Here is a 20,184-nt window from a genome sequence, read left to right on the forward strand (position 1 = left end):
GCTACTCCCCTTCTCCGGCGCTCTGGTCGGTCTTGATGAGGTTGGCGAGGTTGAACACGGCGCCCGCCTCTTCGAACTGGGCTTCCGCCCACAGCACGGTCTGGGTGCCCTGGTGCTTGACCATGCCAGGCGAGACACCGAGCCGGAACGTGCCCGGCACCGGCTTGCCCTCGTCCGTGTACGGCAGGACGTCCAGCGGGGACGGGCCGGTGGAGGGGTAGACGATGCAGTCCGTGCCGATCGCGACGGGGTAGCGGCCGGTCGCGGCAGCGGTCTTGAGGATCTTGCGGTGCATCCCGATCCGGACAGTGGCTAGCACGGCGGCCCGGATGTCGGGGCGCCACGTCTCCCGCTTCAGCGCCGGCCACGGCTCGTAGTACGGCACCTGGCCCCGGCTGCGCTGCCGCAGCTTGCCGATGCCGCCCTTCGCCGTGGACTTGATCGCGTTCAGCAGCAGCGCCATCGTCGGGTCGACCTGCTTGTGCACGGCCATCGCGTCCAGGAACTCCTGGCCGCCCATCTTCGTGGTGACACCGAGGTCGGCCATCGTCTCCACGTACGCGTCGCGCAGCCGGTTGTACCAGGGGTCCAGGTAGCGGCCGGACTCCAGACGCACGAACGCCTCGATCGGCGCGACCTCGAACCCGAGCTCCTGGGCGTAGGCGACGGTGGGGGTGGCGTACCAGGCCGGGCCGGTCGGGCGGTCGCCCTTCGGCGTGAACGGCGAGGGCAGCAGGTCGCCGTCCAGGGTGCGCCCGTCGATCTGCACGCGGGACAGGTCGACGTGGCTCAGGTCGACCAGCCACGAGCCGGGCACCTTCGGGGCGAACGATGGGTTGCCGGTCAGGTGGGTGGGGGCGCCCAGGCCGACGGTGAGACCGTTGGTGGCCGCCGCGAACGCCATGTTGACGTCGATCGCGACCAGGTACGGCAGCATGCACTCGTCATCGGTCAGCGGCCGGCACCAGTCGTACGGCTCCTCCATCAGCATCTCCGCCGGAGTCCGCAGGTGGTGGCGCTCGAACTTCCCCTTCAAGAGCGGGTGCTCGTCCGGGACCTCGCACGCCACGTGCTCGTACACCGCCGTCAGGGCGTCCGCGTTAAAGGCCCGCTCGAACTCGCCGGTGGCCTCGTTCTTCTCCGCGCGGGTCGGCGGGCGAAGTGCGGTCATCAGCTCGAGGCCGGTCGTCGACGTGGTGCCGCGCGGCGTCATCACCCGTTGCGCGTACGTGCCCAGGTACCGGGCGAGGTCGGCCGGGTGCATGGACGGCAGCTGCGGGTCGTCCTTCTTGTCCCACTCCCGTGCGTCCAGCGCGTTCCACGACGGGATGCACAGCTGGACGCAGCGCCGCCTTGAGCCCTCCGGGTCGCGGAACACGCGCGCCCACGGTCCCAGTCCGCGCTGGGTGAGCTGGAGTTCGGCGCGCTGGAGCTGCTTGACCACCTTGTGGCTGTCCTTGAGCCGGCCCGCGCGCCGCTCCTCATCCGACAGTGTGGCGGGCAGGCCGTAGCGCTCCAGCGCGGCCGGGGTGAGGACCAGGATCGGGTCGGCATCACGGCCGTTGCGGTGCAGGCGGGCCTGACCGAGGCGAGCTTCGGTGATCGTCCAGTCGACCAGCGCGGGAAGTGACTTGGCGGGCACGTCCAGGACCAGGCCGCCGACGCAGTACGCCGACACCTGCCCGTCCTCGCAGTCGACCACGGCGAGCGGGCCGTTCTCGAAGCGCGGGTCCACGGTGGCCGCCGTGGTGGTCTTCTTCGCCGCCGCCTTCTTCGCGCCCGGGCGCCGCGACGTGGACGTCGGCCTGGTGGTGCTCGCCGCCGGTCGGGCGGGCGGTTTCGCGGCGGCCGGCGCCGACGGAGCGGGGACTGCCGGGGCGGGCTCGGCAGCGAACGTCTCCGGCACGGCAGGTTCTTCGGGCGCCTCGCTCTCGGGGGCGGGGAAGCGTTCGGCCAGCTTCTCCAGGAGCTTTGCGTAGGCGGCGCGCTGCGGCGGCCGCGGTTCGGTCCGGCCGGCCTCCCAGTTCCCGACCGCCTCACGGCGCGTGTCGAGAGCCTTCGCGACCTGGGCCTGGCTCAGCCCGGCAGCCTCGCGTAGACGCCTGCGCTCGGCAGGCGGCGGCAGGTCGTCTTGGGCGACCTGTTCCAGCAACGCGTCCACGTTGCTGAGCAGCTCGTTCTCAGTGGGCACAGAGCTCACCTCCACTAGACACCCTACACCAATCGCGCATTGGATCGCTCATTGATTCGCGCCTAGATCGCTCGTGATGTTAGGTTGATCGCGCAGCGCGGGGGCGGGAGACAGGAGGCGTGGTGCCAGGACGAGATGGGGGCTCGGTGGTGCTCTCCGAGCAGGAGAGCTTCGACGTGCTGCACCGCGTGATCCTCCCGTCTGCGACTCAGGACGCCGTCGCCCAGCGCCGGCCGGTCGTGGTCGTCGTCGCCGGGCAGCCAGGCGCTGGTAAGACGTGGATCGCCGACCTCGTCCAGGCGGTGCTGGACCGGCGCGGTGGCGCGGTGCGGGTCGGCCGGGACCTGTACAAGCCGGTCCACCGTCACTACGCCCACGCCCTGGCGGCCGACGTCCGTACGGCCGGAGCCCTGGTTCGCCCCGACACCGCGCGGTGGCAGGCCGCCGTCGAAGCCCACGTCCGCGAGATGGGCTTCGACGCCGTGGTGGAGTCGGCGCTCGCCGACCCGGACGACTTCCGCGACTCCTCCAGCGCCTACCGCGCGGCCGGCCACCGGATCGAGGTCGTCGCCGTGGCCACCTCCGAAGCCCTGAGCCAACTGGGCATCGTGGACCGCTTTCTCACCGAGGCCGCCGTCGGATGCGGCCGGTACGTGTCCTGGGAGAACCACGACAGCTGCGCGAAGAACCTGCTGAACACCCTGGCCGTCATCGAGGCCGAACAGCTCGCCGACCGCGTCACCGTCGTACGGCGCGACGGCACTCTGCTGTACGCCAACGAGCTCACGCCCGACGGCGACTGGCGTCGCCGTCCCGCGGCGGACCGGGCGGTGCGGGTGGAACGGGCACGGCCATGGACGGCCCCCGAGACTGCCGTCTTCCGACGTGAACTCGCCCGCACCGACCGGCGCGTGCACACCGAGCTGACCGAAGAGGACAGGCGCCTGGCTGTACAGCGCGACAGCGAACGCGCGGCCGCCTGGTCCGAGCCGGTCCGCCGCACCGCACAGCCCACCGCGGCGCCGCCCGGGGTCGCCTACCACCGGCTGTCCGCCGACGAACACCGCTGGATCTTCGACGAACTGATCACCCCGACCGTTTTGGCGAACGTCACGCCCCGGGACGATCCGCGCGCCGTGTACGTGATCGGCCAGCCCGGGGCGGGCAAGCTGCTGGCCGCCAGGATGGTCCGGCGCGCGATGCGGCCCGGCACGACCAAGCTGGTCGGCGACGACTTCAAGGCCGCACATCCGGACTACCGCCAGATGCTCCGTCAGGATCCCCGCGGCGCTGGCGCGGCCATCCGCACCGACTACAAAGCGTGGTTCGCTCAAGCGGAAGAGTACGTGCGCACGCGGCGCGGCGATCTGCTCATCGAGTCCGCCCCGGGCGGCGCGGACGATGTCCTCGACAGCGCCCTCGCCTGCTCCCGGGCCGGCTACCCGGTGGAGCTGGTGGTGCTGGCCGTGCGGGAAGCGGACAGCCGCCTGGCCACCGCCCTGCGCTACGCCCGGGCCCTGCAAGCCGGAATCACCGGACGGTTCACCACCCGCGCCGGGCACGACCGCTGCTACCGGGCCGTCGCCGACCTCACGGCGGCCGCCGAAACCCACCCGGCCATCACCGCGGTGACGGTGATCCGCCGCGACGGCCACGCCCTGCTGCGCCAGGAGCAGCCCGCCGCACCCGGCAGGGCCTCATGGGCGCTGGCCGCTGAACGGCAGCGCCCCTACACCGAGCAGGAAGCCACCCACTTCATCCAGCTCTACCAAGGACTGCGCAAGGCCCTGCCCCAGCACCGCGACGAACTGGACGACATCGCCGCCCTGGCCCGCCCCCTGATGCACGCCAGGTTCCAACGTCTGCGGATCGCCGCGCACCGCCCTGACATACGGCTGCTGCCCCTGCCGCGGACGGTCTACTACTCCAGCTCCCTCAGCCGCGCCGCGTAGAGCGCAGCAAGGCGGTCCTCCTCCTCCGCGTCGGCCTCCTCCAGACGCTGCAGGTCCTGGTAGGCGGCCGTACGGCCCGCCGTCAGCTGCGCAAGGCGCTCCTCATCGGGCACCGGGGCCCGCCGCTCGGCAGCGATCTGCTCGGTATACCAGTGCACTACCTCCCGCACGATGTCGGCCGCATGCTGGTCCTCGCCCCCGCCCAGGCCAGAGAAGTCGGGCTGATCCGGTGTACCGGGCATGGCAAACTCCTTTTGATCTCGATTGGGCGGTTATTGTCCCCGCCGCCTGAGAGCCTTCGCCCACCACGGTCTCCGGCCCTGCCGTCTCTTCTCCCAGTGGCGGTATCGCAGGGCCCCGCGCCAGGCCCGGATCCGTCGGTGAGCTCGGCCGATCCGGCTGTCGAGCACGTGATATTCGGGATCGGCCAGGCGGACCAGGTCCTGGTCGACGCCCAGGGAGAGACCAAAGAAGGTGCCCTCCTGAACTTCTTCGAACAGGGCGATGCCGCTGACGACTACCGTGTTGATCGGCGCGCTCGCCCGGTACGCCTCGCGGGGCTCGGGCAGGAGCAGGGTGTGACGGATGTCCGAGTCGTCGAACCAGTCGTCGGAGACGGGAAAGGCGTTGTATCCAAAGTCGTTCACGCCGACGTACCACGAGCGGTAGCCGCCGACGTTGCCGAACCAGTGCTCTTCGAAGTAGCCGTAGCGGCGGTTGCCGAGCCAGGCCCGATGGATGGCAGTGCTGTGGTCTGGGAGAGTCGCGAAGGTGCTCTTGCCCAGCCTGATCCGCGTCTTGCCAACTCGTATCCAGGGCCTGAACCACCAGCTGGTTGTGGTGATCCCGTACATCACCACAACGTCGTCCTCACACCAGGTGACCAGGTAGCAGAGCCTCGATAGGAGCCACGTCCGGACGGTGAGCTCGACTTTCCGCTCCCCGTCATCGGTTCCTTCGGGCCGCTCGTCCGGGGCGAGTCGCGTGGCGTGCATCGTCGACTGCCACCGCGGCTTGTCGAGCAGGGACTCGACATAGTCGTGCCGAACACCCGGGGTGATCTTGCGGAGGCGCGTGGTGACATAGCGCCGGCGGCCGACTGTGCGACGCCATCCCTCGGTCAGCGTTTTGGTGAGGGTCCAGCTGGCGACCAGGACTCCGGCCACCTGCCAGAGGTTGAGGGTGGTGCTGTACCAGGGCTCGGGATCGGGCTTCATCGCTGAAGGATGCCGTACGCCCGCGGCCTGGCGCCCCGGAGCAGGGCGGGCTCCCCAACCGGGGTGCGGCGGGCATAGGTTGGAGCCCGCAGGTGATCATCATTCGGGGGTGGGTGTGGCAGGCCGGGATTTGAGGGCCCTGTTCAGTACGAACGACCGCAATGTTGAGGCCGATGAGGCGTTCACGAATCGCGCCGCGCAGTGGGAGACGGTCGCCGCCGCGCTCACCGCCCACCTGCAGCACGTCGCCTCCGCCGCCTTCGACGCTGAGGACCTTGAGGCGCCGCGCACCAATGTGTTGGTCTTCCACGGCGTCGGTGGCATCGGCAAGACCACCTTGTCGAGGACGTTGGAGGCCGCGCTCGCCGACGCCGGACACCGCCCCTCCCAGTGGGGCGCGCCGGGCTGGCCGGCCGACCGGATCCTGCCCGTGCGGATCGACCTGGCCCGCTCGGCCGGCACCGACTTCGAGCAGATCGTGCTGACGATCCGGGCCGCGCTCACCAGGATCGGGCGGCCGCTGCCGGCCTTCGACCTGGCGCTGCGCCGCTACTGGGAGGCCAACCACCCCGGCGAGCCGCTGGAGGAGTACCTGCGCCGCGGCGGGCTCGGCTACCGGTTCGGGCATGCGCTGCCACAGCAGATGCAGTCCGCGCTCGCCGACGTCGCCCAGGCGCTCATGCTGCCCGGCACCGTCGGATCGGTCATCGGCCAGGTCACTGGTGCCCTCATCGGCGCGCTGCGCGAACACCGCCGGACCGTGAGGGCCCTGGCGGGCTGCGCCCGGCTGGCGGACCTTCTGGAGGCCGAACCCGACCTGGACGCCCTGTCCTTCTACCCGCACCTGCTGGCCTGGGAGCTCGCCCGTCTCCCCGACGGTAAGAAAGTCGTGCCGGTCGTCCTGCTCGACACGTTCGAGGACATCGGTGACCGCACCCGACGCGACTTGGAGCGGCTGATCCAGCGGACGGTGTGGCTGCTGCCGAACGCCTTCTGGGTGATCACCGGACGCTCCCGCCTGCAGTGGGCCGACCCGGCCCTGCAGGGCCAACTCGACTACACCGGCCCCGCCGCCTGGCCCGGCCTCGCCCACACCGCCGTGCCCGCCACCCGCACCCCCGGCCGACCCGTCACCGGACGGCAGGTGCTGGTCGGCGACTTCTCCCCCGAGGACTGCGACAACTACCTCGCCCGCCGCCTCACCCGCGACGGCCAACCCCTCATCAGCGAGCCCATCCGGCAGGTCATCACGGCCCGCTCGCACGGCCTGCCCCTGCACCTCGATCTGTCCGTCGCCCGGTTCCTGGAACTGCGCCGCACGGGACATGCCCCGCAGCCCGACGACTTCGACCACGACTTCCCCGCCCTGGTCGCCCGCACCCTGACCGACCTCACCCCGGACGAACGCCACGTCCTGCGCTCAGTCAGCCTGCTGGACGCCTTCGACGTGCCCCTCGCCGCCCGAGCCGCCGGCCTCTCCCACGAAGGCCCTGCCCTGCGGCTGACCGAGCGGCCCTTCGTCTACGACACCCCTTTCGGGCTGTGGCCGTTCCACCTCCATGGCCTGATTCGCTCCGCGGTCCGCACCGCCGACGACACCACCGACGACCGCTGGACCTTGACCGACTGGCAGCAGGCCGCCCAGCGCGCCTTCACCGCCCTCGGCGAGCAGCACCAGGCCGCCGACGGGCCGGGCCGACTCCTGTTGGTCGCCTGCCTGCGCCAGGGCCTGCGCCTGGCCCGGGATCACCGCCTGGACCTCGACTGGCTCACCCCTGCTGCCTGGACCTACGTCAGTGACTCGGTCTGGGAGCCTCTCGCCCCGCCCGAGTCCGGCAGCGCGGGCCTGGACACGGCCGCCGACGCCCTGGTTGAACTCCTCAGCGCGCTCGCCCGCCGCCAGCATCAACACCGCTCCCGCACCGCGAGCCGGCTCACCACGGTCGTCGACAGCCGTCTGCTGCCCGACGACCTGCAGCACATGGCCCTCTACTACCGGGCCAAGGCCCACCGCGACCTCGGTGACACCGCCGCCTCGCAGGCAGGCATGCGGATCGTCGCCGCCGGCGACACCCGCCTGGCCCCCGCAGCCCGCCGCGGCCTCGCCCACCTCGCCCGCGCGGCCGGTGACTTCCCCACCGCCCTGGCCACCGCGGCCGCCCTGGGCTGGGAAGGCCGCCACCACCGAATCGAGGGCGACGTCTGGTGGCCCCACGCCGAGATGGACCGTGCGGCCGCCGCGTACGGGGCAGCACGCGATGAAGCCGAACAGCACGGCGTCGCCGGTGAACGCGCCACCAGCCAGACACAGCGCGCACTCGCCCTCGCCTTCACCGATCCCGCGGCCGCCGCCGACGAACTTGCCCTCGCCGAGCAGCTGCTCGCCGGGCTCTCCCTACGCGCCACGACTCTCACCACCCAGATCGCCGCCATCGTTCGCGACGCCGGCCGCGACGACGCCGGCATCGACGACCGCGCCCAGGTCCTGCGCGCCGACATCCGCACCGCGGGCCTGTCGTACGCCGAACTCACCCTCGACCTCGCCCTCGCCTTTCACCACGTCGTGCGCGACGACCACGACCAGGCGGCCAGGGCGATCGCCCGGCTGCGCGAGAACACCCACAGCGGCGACTACGCGTACTACGGCGACATCGCCGCCTTCATGATCGACCACGTTCCCGCCGACACGTCCGGCACCCGGTGGATCGACGGCGAACCGGCCACCCACGAACGCTGGCACACCCTGGTCACCACCCGCCGCCGCCAACTCGGCATCTCGCAGCACCCCTGACCAGGCTCTGAGCGTATTCGGGTCAGAGATCTGGCCGCGACCGCTACAGTCGCCGGCCATGGCTCCCTTCACGGCCGAACGCGCCCTGGCCGCGCTCGGCCACCAGTGGCAGGACCGCGACACCGCCACCGTCGTCCCGGCTCGGATGCTCCTGGTCGCGTGCCTACGCCAGGGACTGCGCCTAGCCCACGACCACCACCTGGCCGACCCCGGCTGGCTCACCGACGCCGCCTTCGACTACACCGACGACTCCGTGTGGGAGCCCATCGCCCCGCCCGTCACCACTCACGTCGGCAGCGGTCCGGCCCCGGGGCCGCCGACGCCCTGGCCGAACGCCTCACCGCCGTCGCCCGCCGCCAGCACGAACACCGCGAACTCACCGCCGAACGCCTCACCGATGTCCTGGACACCGGCCTGCTGACCGGCGAACTCACCGACCTCGCCCTGTACTACCGGGCCAAGGCGTACAAGGACCTCGGCCTGACCGGCGCCGCCCTGGACGCTACCGCCAGGTCGCCGACGCCGGCGGCCGCCTCGCCCCGCGCGGCCGCCGCGGCCTGGCCAACCTCGCCAGGATTTCCGGCGACTTCCCCACCGCCCTCGCCGCCGTCCCCGCCCTGGGCTGGGAAGGCCGGCACCACCGCGTCCTGGCACACATCTGGTGGCCCCACGGCGACATGGACCGTACCCGCGCCGCCTTCGAGGACGCACGGACGGAAGCCGAACAGCACGACGCCCCGGCGAACAGGCCATCGCCCAGACCCACATCGCGCTAGCCGCCGCCTTCACCGACCCGGCCCGCGCCGACGACGAACTCGCCCTCGCCCGCCAGCTCCTGGCCCGCCTCGATCAGCGCGCCACCACCCTCCTGGCCGACGTCGCCGCCCTCGCACGCGACGCCGGCACTGACCGCGACATCCCCAGTCGCGTCACCGTGCTGCACACCAAGATCACGGTCGCCGGGTTCTCCTGGCTCACCCCGCTCCTGGAAACCGCCCTCGCCTTCCACCACGCCGTATGCGGCGCCGAGGACCACCTGGCCGCGGCCATAGGCCGGCTGCGCGAAGCGACCGCGAACGGCGACTTCGCCTATTACATCCCCATCGCCGCCGCGATGGGCGACCAGCCCCGGCCCGACGGACCCGCCATCCGCTGGCTCGATGGCGAAGGCAGCGTCCGCAACCGCTGGCGCGGCCTGGTCATCGCTCGCCGCACGCACCTGAACCTCCAGCGCCCATAGCCTGGGGTCACCATCGCGTGCCCAGAACTTGCGTAGGCGCCTACTTTCCGCATCCGGGCAAGTCCTCACCTTGAAAAACTTGCTCAGACCGCAAGCTTGCCCAGCTCGGTAAAGTTCTCGTTTGGAGCAAGTTTTCTTCCCTTGGGGTAACTCTTCGTGCCAGGATTGACGAGTGGATCTCAACGACCTGGCCCCGCAGGAGCTCCTGACACGAGGCCTGCAAGTCCTTAGCGACCTGCTCGGTCCTGACTGGGCTGTCACCATCCAGCCGCCCTCGCAGGAGGCCAGGAGCAGCAAGAACCTCGACGCGCTGGTGCAGGTGCAGTCGGAAGGCGACAGTGTGTTTACACAGCTGCTGATCGACCTGAAGAGCAACGTCACCCCCCGCATGGTCGAAGAACAGCTGCTGCCCAAGCTCGATCTGGTCCGGCAGGTGAACCACTACACGAACCCAGTCGTGATCACTCCCTGGATCGCGCCGCGCGTCCAGCTGATGCTGCGAGAGAACGGCATCGGATACATCGATCTGACCGGCAACACGTCTCTGCGCATCACCAGGCCGGCCATCGTCATCTACACCGAGGGCGACACGCGGCCGCCGCGATCAAGCCCCACACGGAACACCAAGGCGACCCTGGCCGGGCCGAAGGTGGGCCGTCTCGTGCGGCTTCTGGCCGATGTGGCCCCGCCCTACAGGGCGGGAGAACTCGCCGAGGCTGCCCACCTCAGCCTGCCCTACGTCTCCCGCCTTCTGGACACGCTCGAAGACCAGCTGCTAATCCGGCGCGACGGCCGGGTCATCACGGACGTGGACTGGCCGCAGCTGCTGCGGGCTCGCGCCGAACACCTCAACCTGCTCCGGCACAACCCCTACGTCGGAATGATCGCCCCGATGGGGATCCCCTCAGCACTCAACGGCCTGCACACGCTCGCGAAAGAGCACAACGAGCAGATCGTCATTACCGGCTCCTACGCTGCGCGCCTTATCGCCCCGATCGCTGTAGGCGGCCAGTTGATGGTCTACGTTCCCCCCGGACCGCACACCCCTGATGACATCGGGGACGAACTCGGGCTGCTACGGGTCGACAAGGGCGCCGATGTACTGCTGCTCCGGGCCCATGACAAGGTGGTCTTCGAGCGGACCGTGTGGGAGTCCGGACTGCACCGCGTAGCCCTGAGCCAGCTTGTCCTTGACTGCCTCTCCGGCCCGGGCCGGATGCCGGCAGAAGGCGAAGCCGTGCTGGAGCGCATGCAAGAAGACCCACATCTGTGGCGTTTGGAACAACTTCCCCTATGACCAGTGCAGTTGCGCCACTAGGATCAGCCTTCCTGGCAAGGTGATCCGGCGAAGACGAGGCGCGGCGTGTCAAAGATCCCCGAAGACGTGGAACGGGAAGAGCTGACCATAGCCGCACGGCGGGTCCTGCTCGACGGTCTCACCGCCCTGCACCCGCACCTGGACGCCATCACGGTGGTCGGGGCCCAAGCCGTCTACCTGCGCACCCCCGGGGCGGCCATACGCAACGCACCCTTCACGTCGGATGGTGACCTGAGCATCGACCCGATACTGCTCGAAGACGAGCCAGACCTCGAAAAGGCACTGCGCGGCGCCGGATTCGACTTGCTGTACGAGAACCAGCCCGGCCTGTGGGGACGTTCCGAGCAGGTGAGCGGGAAGAGCGTCGACATAGAGCTGGATCTGCTCGTCGCCGCAGAGCTGGCCGACGGCGGCCGGAGCGCCAGGCTCCACCCGCACGGAAAGATGTCCGCCCGCAAGACCCCGGGGCTGGAAGTCTGCGCCGTCGACCGCTCCCCGATGCTCATCACCAGCCTCGAAGAAGCCGACACACGCAGTATCAGCGTCAATGTGGCCGGCCCCGCTGCACTCCTGGTCGCCAAGGCATACAAAATCAGCGAACGCGTCGCCGCGGCCGCCGCCAAACCCGACCGGCTCACCAACAAAGATGCTGGTGACGTCTACCGCATCATGGCTGCCGTCCCCGCACGCCAGGTAGCCGAATCCTTCGCCACACTCGTCCAGGACCCGCGTATCGGCGCCACCGCAGCAGAGGGCCTCAAACGTCTCCAGGACCTCTTCGGCCGCCAAAGCGCACCGGGCGTCGACCTGGCCGTCGAAGCCCACGCCGGTGACATCCCAGAGGACACGATCCGCACCGTGGCCCCCGCCTACATCAGCCGCCTGACCTGAGAACACCGCAGTAGGAGGCCCGCAGCCCCGCTGACAGGGCGCTGCCAACAAGCGTTGCTCGAGCCCTCGAGCCAGATAGGCACCGGGCGAGGCAGGTAGCCGCCCGGCGGCCGAGGCCGCGCCTAGCGCCCGTGGCTGGCTATAGCTTGCGGAGCCCGCTGAGAACCCGTTCGAGCAGGCTCACGGCAGGGGCACTGCCGGCCTCGGCGGCCTGCGGCTGGTGAACAGCGACGATTCCTGCTTCCGCAAGATCAATTACCAGGATGCGGGCAACTCCAATGGGCACGTTGGTGAGCGCCGCGACTTCGGCGACCGACTTGGTCTCCCGGCACAGGTGGCAGATCCGCTGGTGTTCCGGCAGCATTCCCGCCCACTGGTGAGGTTCAGTAGCGGTGGAGACGAGCGCCTCGATGGCCAGGTAGTAACGCGGCCGTGTACGTCCGCCGGTCATCACGGACGGCGCGACGGCTGCTGCCGTGCCGGAGCGGGCGCCGTACACCTCTCTACCAGCTGATCCACCGCCTCGCAGGCTCTGCGGGCGAGGGCGGTCGCTGTGCTGGTGAAGCGGCCGGTTCGTCTCATGGCGCGCGTCTGCAGCGTCCGCGGCAGGGAATGCGGATGGCTGGCCCGCTACCGCTTCCCGGGCTGTGGCCCGTCTGCGGGCTTCGGCAGTGACCCGTTCGAGCGCAGCCGAAAGGGTCTCGGGTGCGGAATACCGTTCGACGAGCCGGTCGTAGGTGGCATCCTGATCGGCCGAGTTGGACGCGCCGATGGGTGTCGGATCCATCTTTATGCCTCCCTCTCCATCCGCATCGCGCTTCTCAGGGCCCGGCGCGCGTGAGCGAGGTTGGCGCTCGCCTGCGCTGGAGTGCACCCCAGGACTTCGGCGATCTCCGAAGGAGTCATGTCAACCAGTGTCAGCGTCATGACTTCCTGCTGCCGCCGGGGCAGAGCCGCGATCGCGGTTCCTGCAACCAGAGCGAGCTCCGCCGCGACAAGGTCCTGCGTCGATCCACGGTCAACGAGCTCCTTCTCTGGTAGCCCGGCTTGCTGATTCCCCGCCAGTTGGCAGGCCACCCGGAACGCGACCGTTCGGACCCAAGCCTGAGGGGCCTGCACCTTTCCCCAGTGCTGGACCAGCCTGGTCATCGCCTCGGCAGCCGCGTCTTGCGCAATCACCTCGGCGAAACCGCGGTGGGCGACCAGCATGGCGATCACCCGGGGATAGTGGCTCTCGAAGAAGGCCGTGAAGCTGTCGGGCTCACTGTCCACTCCGATCGCCTCTCCGGCCCGGGCGCGAGTCGCGCCCGCTCCTGCGTTTCACGACGACAATCAGCAGGACCAGTAAAGCTGAAGCGAGCGTGATCGTCGTCGAATTGGTAGTCACGTACAGGGTTCCGAGACCTCCCAGAACGGTGTTGATCACCAGCACTAAGCCGGCTGTTTCGCTGCGTTCTGACCCCACGGCCGGTTCGGGTACAGGATCCAGCTGCTCGGGGAGCTGCGGGTGGCTTTCCGTCATGCCTACCTAGAGCCAGCGGAGACCACTCACATGAAAAGTGAAGTGAGTCACATGATGGTGGAGGTTGTGCGTGGCAGGTGACCTGGGCTGACGGGCGACTACCTGATCGGCAAGGGCAAGTAGCCGGATTTCGAGGGGCTGGCCGACACGTGAGACGAGAACGGCGCCCCTGGGTAACCAGGGGCCCCGCGCCAGGGGGAAGAGCCGTAGTCGTCCGACCTGAACAGATGATGTGTCGCCGAAGAGATCCTCGACTTCTCCGGGGCCGGAAGGCCGGTAACGGGACGGACGTGAGTGTCGTAGACGAGGAACGCGACCACCTCACGGCCGATGTTGCTGACGTCGTTCCTCTTCCGCAGCCGCCAGTTCCCGCCCGGCAGGATGCCGCGCACCTGCGGCACGTCATGCCGCTCCACCCGCAGGAATCCGGGACGCTCCCTGGCGGGAACGAGCTGGCCGGCCTCTTCGTCCAGGACCAGGGCCACGCCGTCATCGCTCCAGGTCTCCACCCGCAGCTCCAGCTCGTCTTCCTCCGATTCGGTGGCGTCCGGGTAGGCGAAGTAGGCGTAGTAGCGCACGCGTTGAGTGTCCATCCCATGATGGTGACCCCATCGGCCTGACGACGGAGCGGATCTTGCCAGCCCTCGGGCACCGGCACCGCCCCGTGGGGGACGTCCGGCGTAGGCCCTGGCTTGCAGCAGGCCAGGGAAGGGCTGGAAACCGTCGCGTCACCTCAAGTCCAGGTGGGGAGATATGGGCGGTCGCATGCTCGGAGTAATCAGGGGGTTACGTGGGGTGGAAAGAAGCGTTCGGTGACGCCATGAAGGAACTGGAGGCGATACGACAGCAACTCGCACGTCTCGATCGTCTCGATGACCCGACTGTCGGGCTGACCGCACTGCACGGTGACGTCACGCAGAGCCGCCTGAAGATCCTCGAAAAGATCGAGGGTGGTGTCACCGGATTGCGGGAGGAGAACCGGGAGGTCCGTCGGCGTCAGGACCGGATGATCAGCGACCTGAACGACACCCGGGGCGAGCTTCGGGAACTGCTGGACCTGGTCGACGTCCTTCGTCCCCTCGCACTGGCCGCGGGCGAGAAGGCCGACGAGGGCGTGCAGATGCGTCCCGGGGAGACCGCGCCGCCGCCGGAGCCCGGGGCGGAGGCCGACTACGGCTTCAGCGGTCCCGCCGCAGTCCATCCGGCCGTCTTATCGGACACCGACACCCAGGAGGAAACCGTGGAGAACACTGAGCGCCAGCCCCAGCCCCAGCCACAGCCCGAGGCCGGGAGCCAGGAGCAGGACCTCGCTCTCAAGAACGCCATCGAGGCCGCTTACCAGGGCAAGGGCACTTCCCACGCCCAGCCTTCCGGTGCCGTACCACAGGCATCCGCCAGTGCGGAGGATCCGCAAGTCGGCCACGGTGTCCTTCTGCTGAAGGCCGCTGGTGTAGCCTCCGCGGAACTGATCGCGCACCGCGACACGTGGGAGTGGCTCGCCGCCCTGGCTGTCGACCACAGCCACTTCCGCACCCCGCCCGCTGTCGAGGACTTCAAGGAGGGCCGCGTCCGGACCCTCCTGTCCGGTCGCTCCCTCATCGCCCTGCTGATCGAGTTGTGGAACACCCGCTCCACGGCCACCCCGCTGGAGGGCGACTGGGCCATGGCCGTGACCTCCTACAACCGCATCGCGTCCGAACTCGCCGACGTCGCCGGACAAGGCGAGACCATTCGCATCGTCCTGGACGACGGCCTCCCCCATGAACCCCAGGAGGCTGGCGCCTGATCAGCGCTGCCTGCCCGGCGTGCCGCCACCCTGTTGCGCGCGGCCGACACGGGCACGCCGGGGTGACGTCCGTTCCCTGGGCGATCGGCCACCGGCCCCTATGACTGCCGCTCGAAGGGCTGCCCTAACACGCCGAGCCTGCCGTTTGGTGTCGTCTTGCGCGCCGCCTTCTCCACCGCCGGCTCAATGGCTTGCCAGTTCTCTGGGCAGGCGCGTGGTCTTGATAAAGGTGCTGAGCTCATTGCCCCAGGGGACGGCGCGGGCGAACCCTTCGGCCAGGTGAGTGCTGGGCCGTACGGGTTGGGGGAGATGACGGTCGCAGGTGAAGCCCAGCATGCGGGCCTGCGCCCGCCACAGGCGGGCGTCCGGGCTGACCCCGACGGCGGCGTGGTGAGCGGCGAGCAGGTGGGCGGCGAGGGGGTCCTCTCCGCCGGCAGCGAACCGCCACCAGTACAGGGCGCTTTCGCGCCGGTCGAGCGTGTAGAGCAGGCAGGCGAAGGTACGCGCGCCCCTGGGGTCGTAGTCTGCGGCGAAGTCGGCCAGGGAGTCGATGTCGTTGGAGCGCAGCACCAACTCGCACAGCCGTCGGACGTGATCGACTACAGCCGTCGGGCTGGCGGCCGGGTCCGGGCAAATAATCGGTGTGGGACGCCGACGCAGGCCGCGGCGCATGCGTGGCTGTGTCCCTGCCGGGCGGCTGGGCACGGGTGCCGCCGCAGGCTGCGGCCCCTGGGCGCGCTGAGGGGCGGGAGCCAGGACAGCGCGGGTGACTCGGGACGGTCGCGCGGCGTCCTGGGCGATGCGCACGGCGAGGCGTCGCATGAAGTCGTCGGTGTCGTGGTTGTCGTAGGTGCGGTGCAGGGCCTGCGCTTCGACGCGCAGGAGATCTTCCAGCATCAGGACTTCCCTTTCCCCAAATCCGGGAGACTGATGAGGCGGCTGAGGTTCTTCAGACCGAGGTGGACGTTGACTTTCGCGGCGCCTGCGGTGATGTCCAGGCGCGCGCCGATGTCAGCGAAGTCGAGTTCCGCAAGGTAGCGCAGGCGAACGCAGTTTGCCTGGAGAGGAGCGCGCTGTTCGAGTTCGGCCAGAGCGCGGTCCAGGCCGTCATGGCCACGTAGCAGCAGCAGGTCGTCTGCGGTGGGCACGTCGGCGTAGCTGAGTTCGCCGTAGCTGACCTCCCGGCCGATGGTGCGGGCACGGCGCCGGTAGAAGTCGGCGATCGCGTTCTCGAGTATGCGGTGGGCGAGCGCGATCGGGTTGGGATGTGCCAGGATCCGCTCCCATTTGCGGTACATCACCACCGCGGCGTCCATGAGCACCTCGTCCGCATCGTGCGGGTTGCGCGTGCGAGCGCCGGCGACCCTGATGAACTCGCTCTTGTGGCCGGTGAAGAACGCCTCGAAATCGGTCGGGAGTTCGGCGGGCTCGATCACGCCGAAGTCCTGCTCGTCAGGACTGGTCACAGCTCCTCCACGGCGGGCGGCGGAACAGCGGTCCCCGCAGTGGGGTGCAGTCCGGCGGGCAGGACGGGGGGTGGTGCGAAAACGCGTGCGCGGGAGCGGTGCTCGTCGCGAGCCAGCGAGGCGATGCGGACGACGCGTCGGACGACGGCGTCGAAGGCAACTGCGGTCATCCGGCAGGCGCCGGCCACCGCCAGCGCGTGCCAGGCCCAGTGAAGCCCCACAGACCCTCCTTCTGCTCAACTTGGCCCCCACCGCGTCATTGCTGAGCAGGGGGAGACCTCGCGGTCTCATCCCCTTCACCGCTGGGGAGACCTCCGGGAGTTAACTCTGCGGCACACGTTCTTGACGGAGCGCAACGATCCGCTTGTGACTCACCGTGTGACCTGCACCCACACATCGTGCTGTGATGGATGTCACGTTTACTGTTCATGTGTTCGCCAGGGCTCGCCACCCCAAGCCACCCACGCGCTACACGTGTTCGAACACAGTGACGGGGGCAGCTGAGCGGTCACCGCTCAGCTGCCCCCTTTCAGGCCCGCCCGGGCGTCAGTTCAGGCCCAGCTTGGCCAGGGCCGTGGTCCAATCGCTGGCGATGGCCTGCTGGACGGCGGCGAGAGTTACCTTCCCGCCGCAGACCGCGGTGTGCAGCTTCGTCTCCACCGGGTCCTTCTTGTTGTTGACGCCGCTGCCGGACTTGTGACCGGGGTCGGCGGGTTCCACCCACAGGTTGCGTTCGTCGTTGGGGTCGCCGCCGAGCTGCAACGAGATGAGATGGTCGTACTCGGCATCGCCCGGGCGGCCGGTGTAGCCGTAGGAGGCAGCGTTCAGCTTCTTCTCCTTGCTCGTGACGGAGACGGGCGGCCGGATGCCCTTGGTGTAGCCGCCCTTGCGGCAGATCGTCGACTTCAGGTTCGCCTGAGTGACAGCCGGAGAGACGGCTCCGGGCGTGCACTTCGGATCCGGAAGCGGCTCGCCGTTCTCGTACCGGTAGTGGCAGCTGCCCGCCGGCGGCTGCTGCTGAACGGCGTACGCCGCCTGGGGGCCGGCACCGACAGCGATCGCGGACCCGGGGGCGCCACCCGCACCTACGGCCGACGCCTGCGACGTCGGCGTCGCGCCCAGCGACCCGGCCGTGCCGTCGCCAGGCTTGGGCGAGCACCCGGTCAGCAACAGGCAGGCGAACAGGACAGACGGCGCGGCGTAGCGGGCGGAAGGCATGACGACCCCTCACGATCAGGTGGTGATTGAGTAGATGCTCCCCCACCGGGCCGCCGTCCTCACCCGGCACGGCCTGGTCGGCTCCATGGGTCATTGCTGGACGCCTTCGACCTCGACCTGGCCACCCGCACCGCAGCTCCCACGCGCGCTCGGTGACAAGCGCGCCGATCGCCGCTCCGAGGCCCATCGGCTCGCGCCCGTCGCGGCGCACCGTGCGGACCATCCGCGGCTTCGCCTTCGCTTTCTGGCCGCCGCCTTCGCGGCCCGCAGCGCGACCCGGGCCAGGTCCACGCCGGACGTCTCACCGCCGCTCACGCCTGCCCCCACGGGGTGTAGCCGAGGTCCAGGTGACCGAGGCCCGCGAGGCGCTGCACGGTCGCGACGAACGACCTCGTGAACAGGCGCTGCGCGGAGTGCTCGCCGTACCGGGCGATGTGGTCGTGGACGACCTGGTGGTCGACGGCGGCGCGGTTACGCCAGTCCAGCACCTGCTCGCGGGTCAGGTCCTCGAGGACCAACTCCTGGTCGTCGCCGACGTCCAAGGTCTCCGGGGCCGGGGCGGCGGCGGCCGGACGGGGCGCGGGCAGCACGACTGGGGCCACCGGCGCGGCCGGGGCGTCGTCCTCGGGCTGCGCGGCCGCGGCTTCGGCACGGGCCTGAGCTGCGGCGGCCTGCCGGGCGCGGACCTGCTCCCACTCGTACGCCTTCGCCCACGCCCTGGCCGTCACGTCCTGGTGCAGCTGCTGCTCGGTCGCCGTGCGGCGCTCGGTTTCGGAGGCCTGTGGCATGGCAGCGTCGACGGCGGCCGCGACCGCACGGCGCTGGTCGCGGCGGTCGGCCTGCTTCTCCTCGCAGCGTGGGCAGTCCTGCCCGGAGTCGAGCAGCACCCGGTCATCGCACCGCACGTCGCCGCACTGTTGACGCTGCGGCAGGCCGAGGCCGATCAGCCAGCCCACCGGGTCCTTGATCGGCCCGGCCAGCCGCATCTGGTCGGCCAGACGCCGGGCGAGCCGGTCGGCAAGGACCTGTGGTGCATCGGCGCGGCCGACGAACCCAACCACCCTGCCCAGCTCACTGCGGGCGGCGGCCTCCACCAGGCGACGGGTAGCCGGACGCTCCAGCCGCGCCCACACCAGGTCCACCGGAGCCAGGACGGCCCGCAGATCCTCCGGCGGCAGCGGCACCCTCCCCCGCTGCTGCCTGCCCTCACCGTCCACGACCCGCACCGGAGTACCGGCCACCGGCCCGCAGCCGGGCTTCTCACTGCTGATCGACGGGGACCTCTCCTGCTGTTCCCCGCAGAGCGGGCCGCCGTCCTCGCGCACGCACGCGCGGTCCGGCAGACCACCGGTCCCACCACGGCCTTCGCCGGAAAAGCCACCAGAGAGAGCGAGAGAACCACCAGGAGTAACCACAGAAGCGTGGAGAGCGTGGTGCTGTGCAGTTGCGGCGAGGTCTGCCGACTCGGCCATCCCGCCCTGTTCGACGCACTTCACCCCAGTCGTCACAAGGGTCTCGCCCGTCTCGCCGGAATCAAGATCTCCGGATGCAGTACCGGCGAGGTCTGAAAGCAGAGCCTTGGCGACCCGGCGGCCCTCCCGCACGGCCACGCCGGGGGCCTCGGCAACCGGCACCAGGCGCACCCGCGACTGCGCGTTCAGGCCCGAGCCGGTCTCCTTGCGCACCACGTCCGCGACGCCGTGCTCCTGGAGGCGCTTGAGCACCTTCGCCCCGGCCGCTGCCGTGCAGCCCAGCAGCCGCGCGACCGTCGCCGCCGGACGCCCGCGGCCGGTGTCCACCGACCCGGGACACAGCTGCAGCCAGCCCGCCGAACCCGTCGTCAGCACCATCAGGAGCAGCCCGAGCCGGTCCGTCGCCGCACCCCGGCCCGTACGACCGGCGAGCAGCCCGGCCGGGACCGGCTCCTTGTCCTTCGGCGCCCACCCCGGACCGAACAGCACCTCGCACAGGCTGAGCAGGACCGCCAGCTCCGAGCGGGACAGCGCCAGCGGGTGCCGCCGGTCGCCGGCCTTCTGCGCCCGGTACATCGGGATCACCCAGCACTCCAGGCCCGTCGCGTGCCCGAAGCTGTTGGTCGCGACGTTCGAGCCGAGGAACCCGGCAGCGCGCAGCTCGGGCAGCACGGTGTGCGCGACCGTGGACTGCGACACCCCCAGCCACCGACCGAGCTCCGCCGCCCAGATCGACGCCTGGTAGTCGTCGGCCACCTTCGACTTCGCCGTCAGCACCACCGACGCCAGCCGCGCGCCGTCCGACGCACCGGCCAGCGCTGGAGACGTCACCAGCGCACGCACCGCGGCGAACAGCCGGGCCCGCATCGACTTCGACAGCTGGAGCGGGTTGCCCAACTCCAGCGGCACGACCGGACCGGCCTGCACCGGAACCGACCGCAGCCGACGGCGCGACGCCTCACCGGCGAACTTCGTGCGTGGGCGCGGGAGCACGGCGACCGACGCCGCCACGGCGCTCATCGGCCCACCCGGACGGACGAGAAAGAGATCATCTTGGCAGCCTTGCGCGGACCGCCTGTGGACAGAGGCCGAGAACCGGCAAGAGCGCCGATCTCTCCCG

18 protein-coding genes are annotated in these 20,184 nt (G+C 70.1%); 7 read left to right on the forward strand and 11 right to left on the reverse strand.

All coding sequences use genetic code 11. From position 1 onward, the window contains the following. Position 1: 1 nt before the first annotated feature. Positions 2-2,191 carry a telomere-associated protein Tap gene (gene tap / locus ACZ79I_RS00125; protein WP_471492915.1) on the reverse strand — a complete coding sequence of 730 codons (2,190 nt, stop codon included), beginning with the start codon at positions 2,189-2,191 and terminating at the stop codon, positions 2-4. Positions 2,192-2,313: 122 nt separating this feature from the next. Between tap and ACZ79I_RS00130 the strand changes: the two genes are divergently transcribed. After that, entirely contained in the window at positions 2,314-4,143 is a 1,830-nt protein-coding gene (locus ACZ79I_RS00130) for a zeta toxin family protein (RefSeq protein ID WP_471492917.1), read from the forward strand. On the opposite strand, the gene ACZ79I_RS00135 is transcribed toward ACZ79I_RS00130, so the two are convergent. Both ACZ79I_RS00135 and ACZ79I_RS00140 read right to left on the reverse strand, forming a co-directional pair. Further along, entirely contained in the window at positions 4,113-4,385 is a 273-nt protein-coding gene (locus ACZ79I_RS00135; RefSeq protein WP_471492919.1) for a hypothetical protein, read from the reverse strand. The two genes, ACZ79I_RS00130 and ACZ79I_RS00135, sit on opposite strands and share 31 nt — an antisense overlap. 30 nt (positions 4,386-4,415) lie before the next feature. Next, a complete protein-coding gene (locus ACZ79I_RS00140) occupies positions 4,416-5,360 on the reverse strand; it encodes an ETEC_3214 domain-containing protein (protein ID WP_471492921.1) in 945 nt (314 codons plus the stop codon). Between the two features lie 115 nt (positions 5,361-5,475). Between ACZ79I_RS00140 and ACZ79I_RS00145 the strand changes: the two genes are divergently transcribed. From ACZ79I_RS00145 to ACZ79I_RS00165, 5 genes are all read left to right on the forward strand, one after another. Continuing rightward, positions 5,476-8,151 carry an ATP/GTP-binding protein gene (locus ACZ79I_RS00145; RefSeq protein WP_471493044.1) on the forward strand — a complete coding sequence of 892 codons (2,676 nt, stop codon included), beginning with the start codon at positions 5,476-5,478 and terminating at the stop codon, positions 8,149-8,151. Between the two features lie 58 nt (positions 8,152-8,209). Continuing rightward, entirely contained in the window at positions 8,210-8,572 is a 363-nt protein-coding gene (locus tag ACZ79I_RS00150; protein ID WP_471492922.1) for a hypothetical protein, read from the forward strand. Between the two features lie 240 nt (positions 8,573-8,812). Beyond that, positions 8,813-9,391, forward strand: a complete 579-nt coding sequence (locus ACZ79I_RS00155) for a hypothetical protein (protein ID WP_471492924.1) — start codon at positions 8,813-8,815, stop codon at positions 9,389-9,391. Between the two features lie 172 nt (positions 9,392-9,563). Next, positions 9,564-10,688, forward strand: a complete 1,125-nt coding sequence (locus tag ACZ79I_RS00160) for a helix-turn-helix domain-containing protein (RefSeq protein WP_471492926.1) — start codon at positions 9,564-9,566, stop codon at positions 10,686-10,688. Between the two features lie 66 nt (positions 10,689-10,754). Then, a complete protein-coding gene (locus ACZ79I_RS00165; protein ID WP_471492928.1) occupies positions 10,755-11,600 on the forward strand; it encodes a hypothetical protein in 846 nt (281 codons plus the stop codon). Positions 11,601-11,739: 139 nt separating this feature from the next. Here the strand turns inward: ACZ79I_RS00165 and ACZ79I_RS00170 are convergent, their stop codons facing one another. The 3 genes from ACZ79I_RS00170 to ACZ79I_RS00180 all read right to left on the reverse strand — a co-directional run bounded on the left by ACZ79I_RS00170 (position 11,740) and on the right by ACZ79I_RS00180 (position 13,715). Next, positions 11,740-12,099, reverse strand: coding sequence for a DUF742 domain-containing protein (locus ACZ79I_RS00170; RefSeq protein ID WP_471493046.1), 360 nt, complete (start codon positions 12,097-12,099; stop codon positions 11,740-11,742). A gap of 290 nt (positions 12,100-12,389) precedes the next feature. Then, positions 12,390-12,872, reverse strand: coding sequence for an RNA polymerase sigma factor (locus tag ACZ79I_RS00175; protein WP_471492930.1), 483 nt, complete (start codon positions 12,870-12,872; stop codon positions 12,390-12,392). A 348-nt stretch (positions 12,873-13,220) separates the two neighbouring features. After that, entirely contained in the window at positions 13,221-13,715 is a 495-nt protein-coding gene (locus tag ACZ79I_RS00180; protein ID WP_471492932.1) for a hypothetical protein, read from the reverse strand. Between the two features lie 197 nt (positions 13,716-13,912). On the opposite strand from ACZ79I_RS00180, the gene ACZ79I_RS00185 reads away from it, so the two are divergent. Next, entirely contained in the window at positions 13,913-14,908 is a 996-nt protein-coding gene (locus ACZ79I_RS00185; RefSeq protein ID WP_471492933.1) for a hypothetical protein, read from the forward strand. A gap of 183 nt (positions 14,909-15,091) precedes the next feature. Here the strand turns inward: ACZ79I_RS00185 and ACZ79I_RS00190 are convergent, their stop codons facing one another. From ACZ79I_RS00190 to ACZ79I_RS00210, 5 genes are all read right to left on the reverse strand, one after another. Then, positions 15,092-15,805 (reverse strand): hypothetical protein, encoded by a 714-nt coding sequence (locus ACZ79I_RS00190; RefSeq protein ID WP_471492935.1) that lies wholly within the window; start codon positions 15,803-15,805, stop codon positions 15,092-15,094. After that, a complete protein-coding gene (locus ACZ79I_RS00195; protein WP_471492937.1) occupies positions 15,805-16,374 on the reverse strand; it encodes an RNA polymerase sigma factor in 570 nt (189 codons plus the stop codon). The genes ACZ79I_RS00190 and ACZ79I_RS00195 overlap by 1 nt, the downstream gene beginning before the upstream one ends. Then, positions 16,371-16,595 (reverse strand): hypothetical protein, encoded by a 225-nt coding sequence (locus tag ACZ79I_RS00200; protein WP_181139273.1) that lies wholly within the window; start codon positions 16,593-16,595, stop codon positions 16,371-16,373. Before ACZ79I_RS00200 ends, ACZ79I_RS00195 begins: the two co-directional genes overlap by 4 nt. 325 nt (positions 16,596-16,920) lie before the next feature. Further along, positions 16,921-17,592, reverse strand: coding sequence for a hypothetical protein (locus ACZ79I_RS00205; RefSeq protein WP_471492939.1), 672 nt, complete (start codon positions 17,590-17,592; stop codon positions 16,921-16,923). A gap of 311 nt (positions 17,593-17,903) precedes the next feature. Next, the gene (locus ACZ79I_RS00210; RefSeq protein ID WP_471492940.1) at positions 17,904-20,084 is read right to left on the reverse strand and encodes a hypothetical protein; all 2,181 of its coding nucleotides are present in this window, start codon (positions 20,082-20,084) and stop codon (positions 17,904-17,906) included. Positions 20,085-20,184 lie beyond the last annotated feature (100 nt).

This window comes from Streptomyces sp. PSU-S4-23, assembly GCF_055632315.1.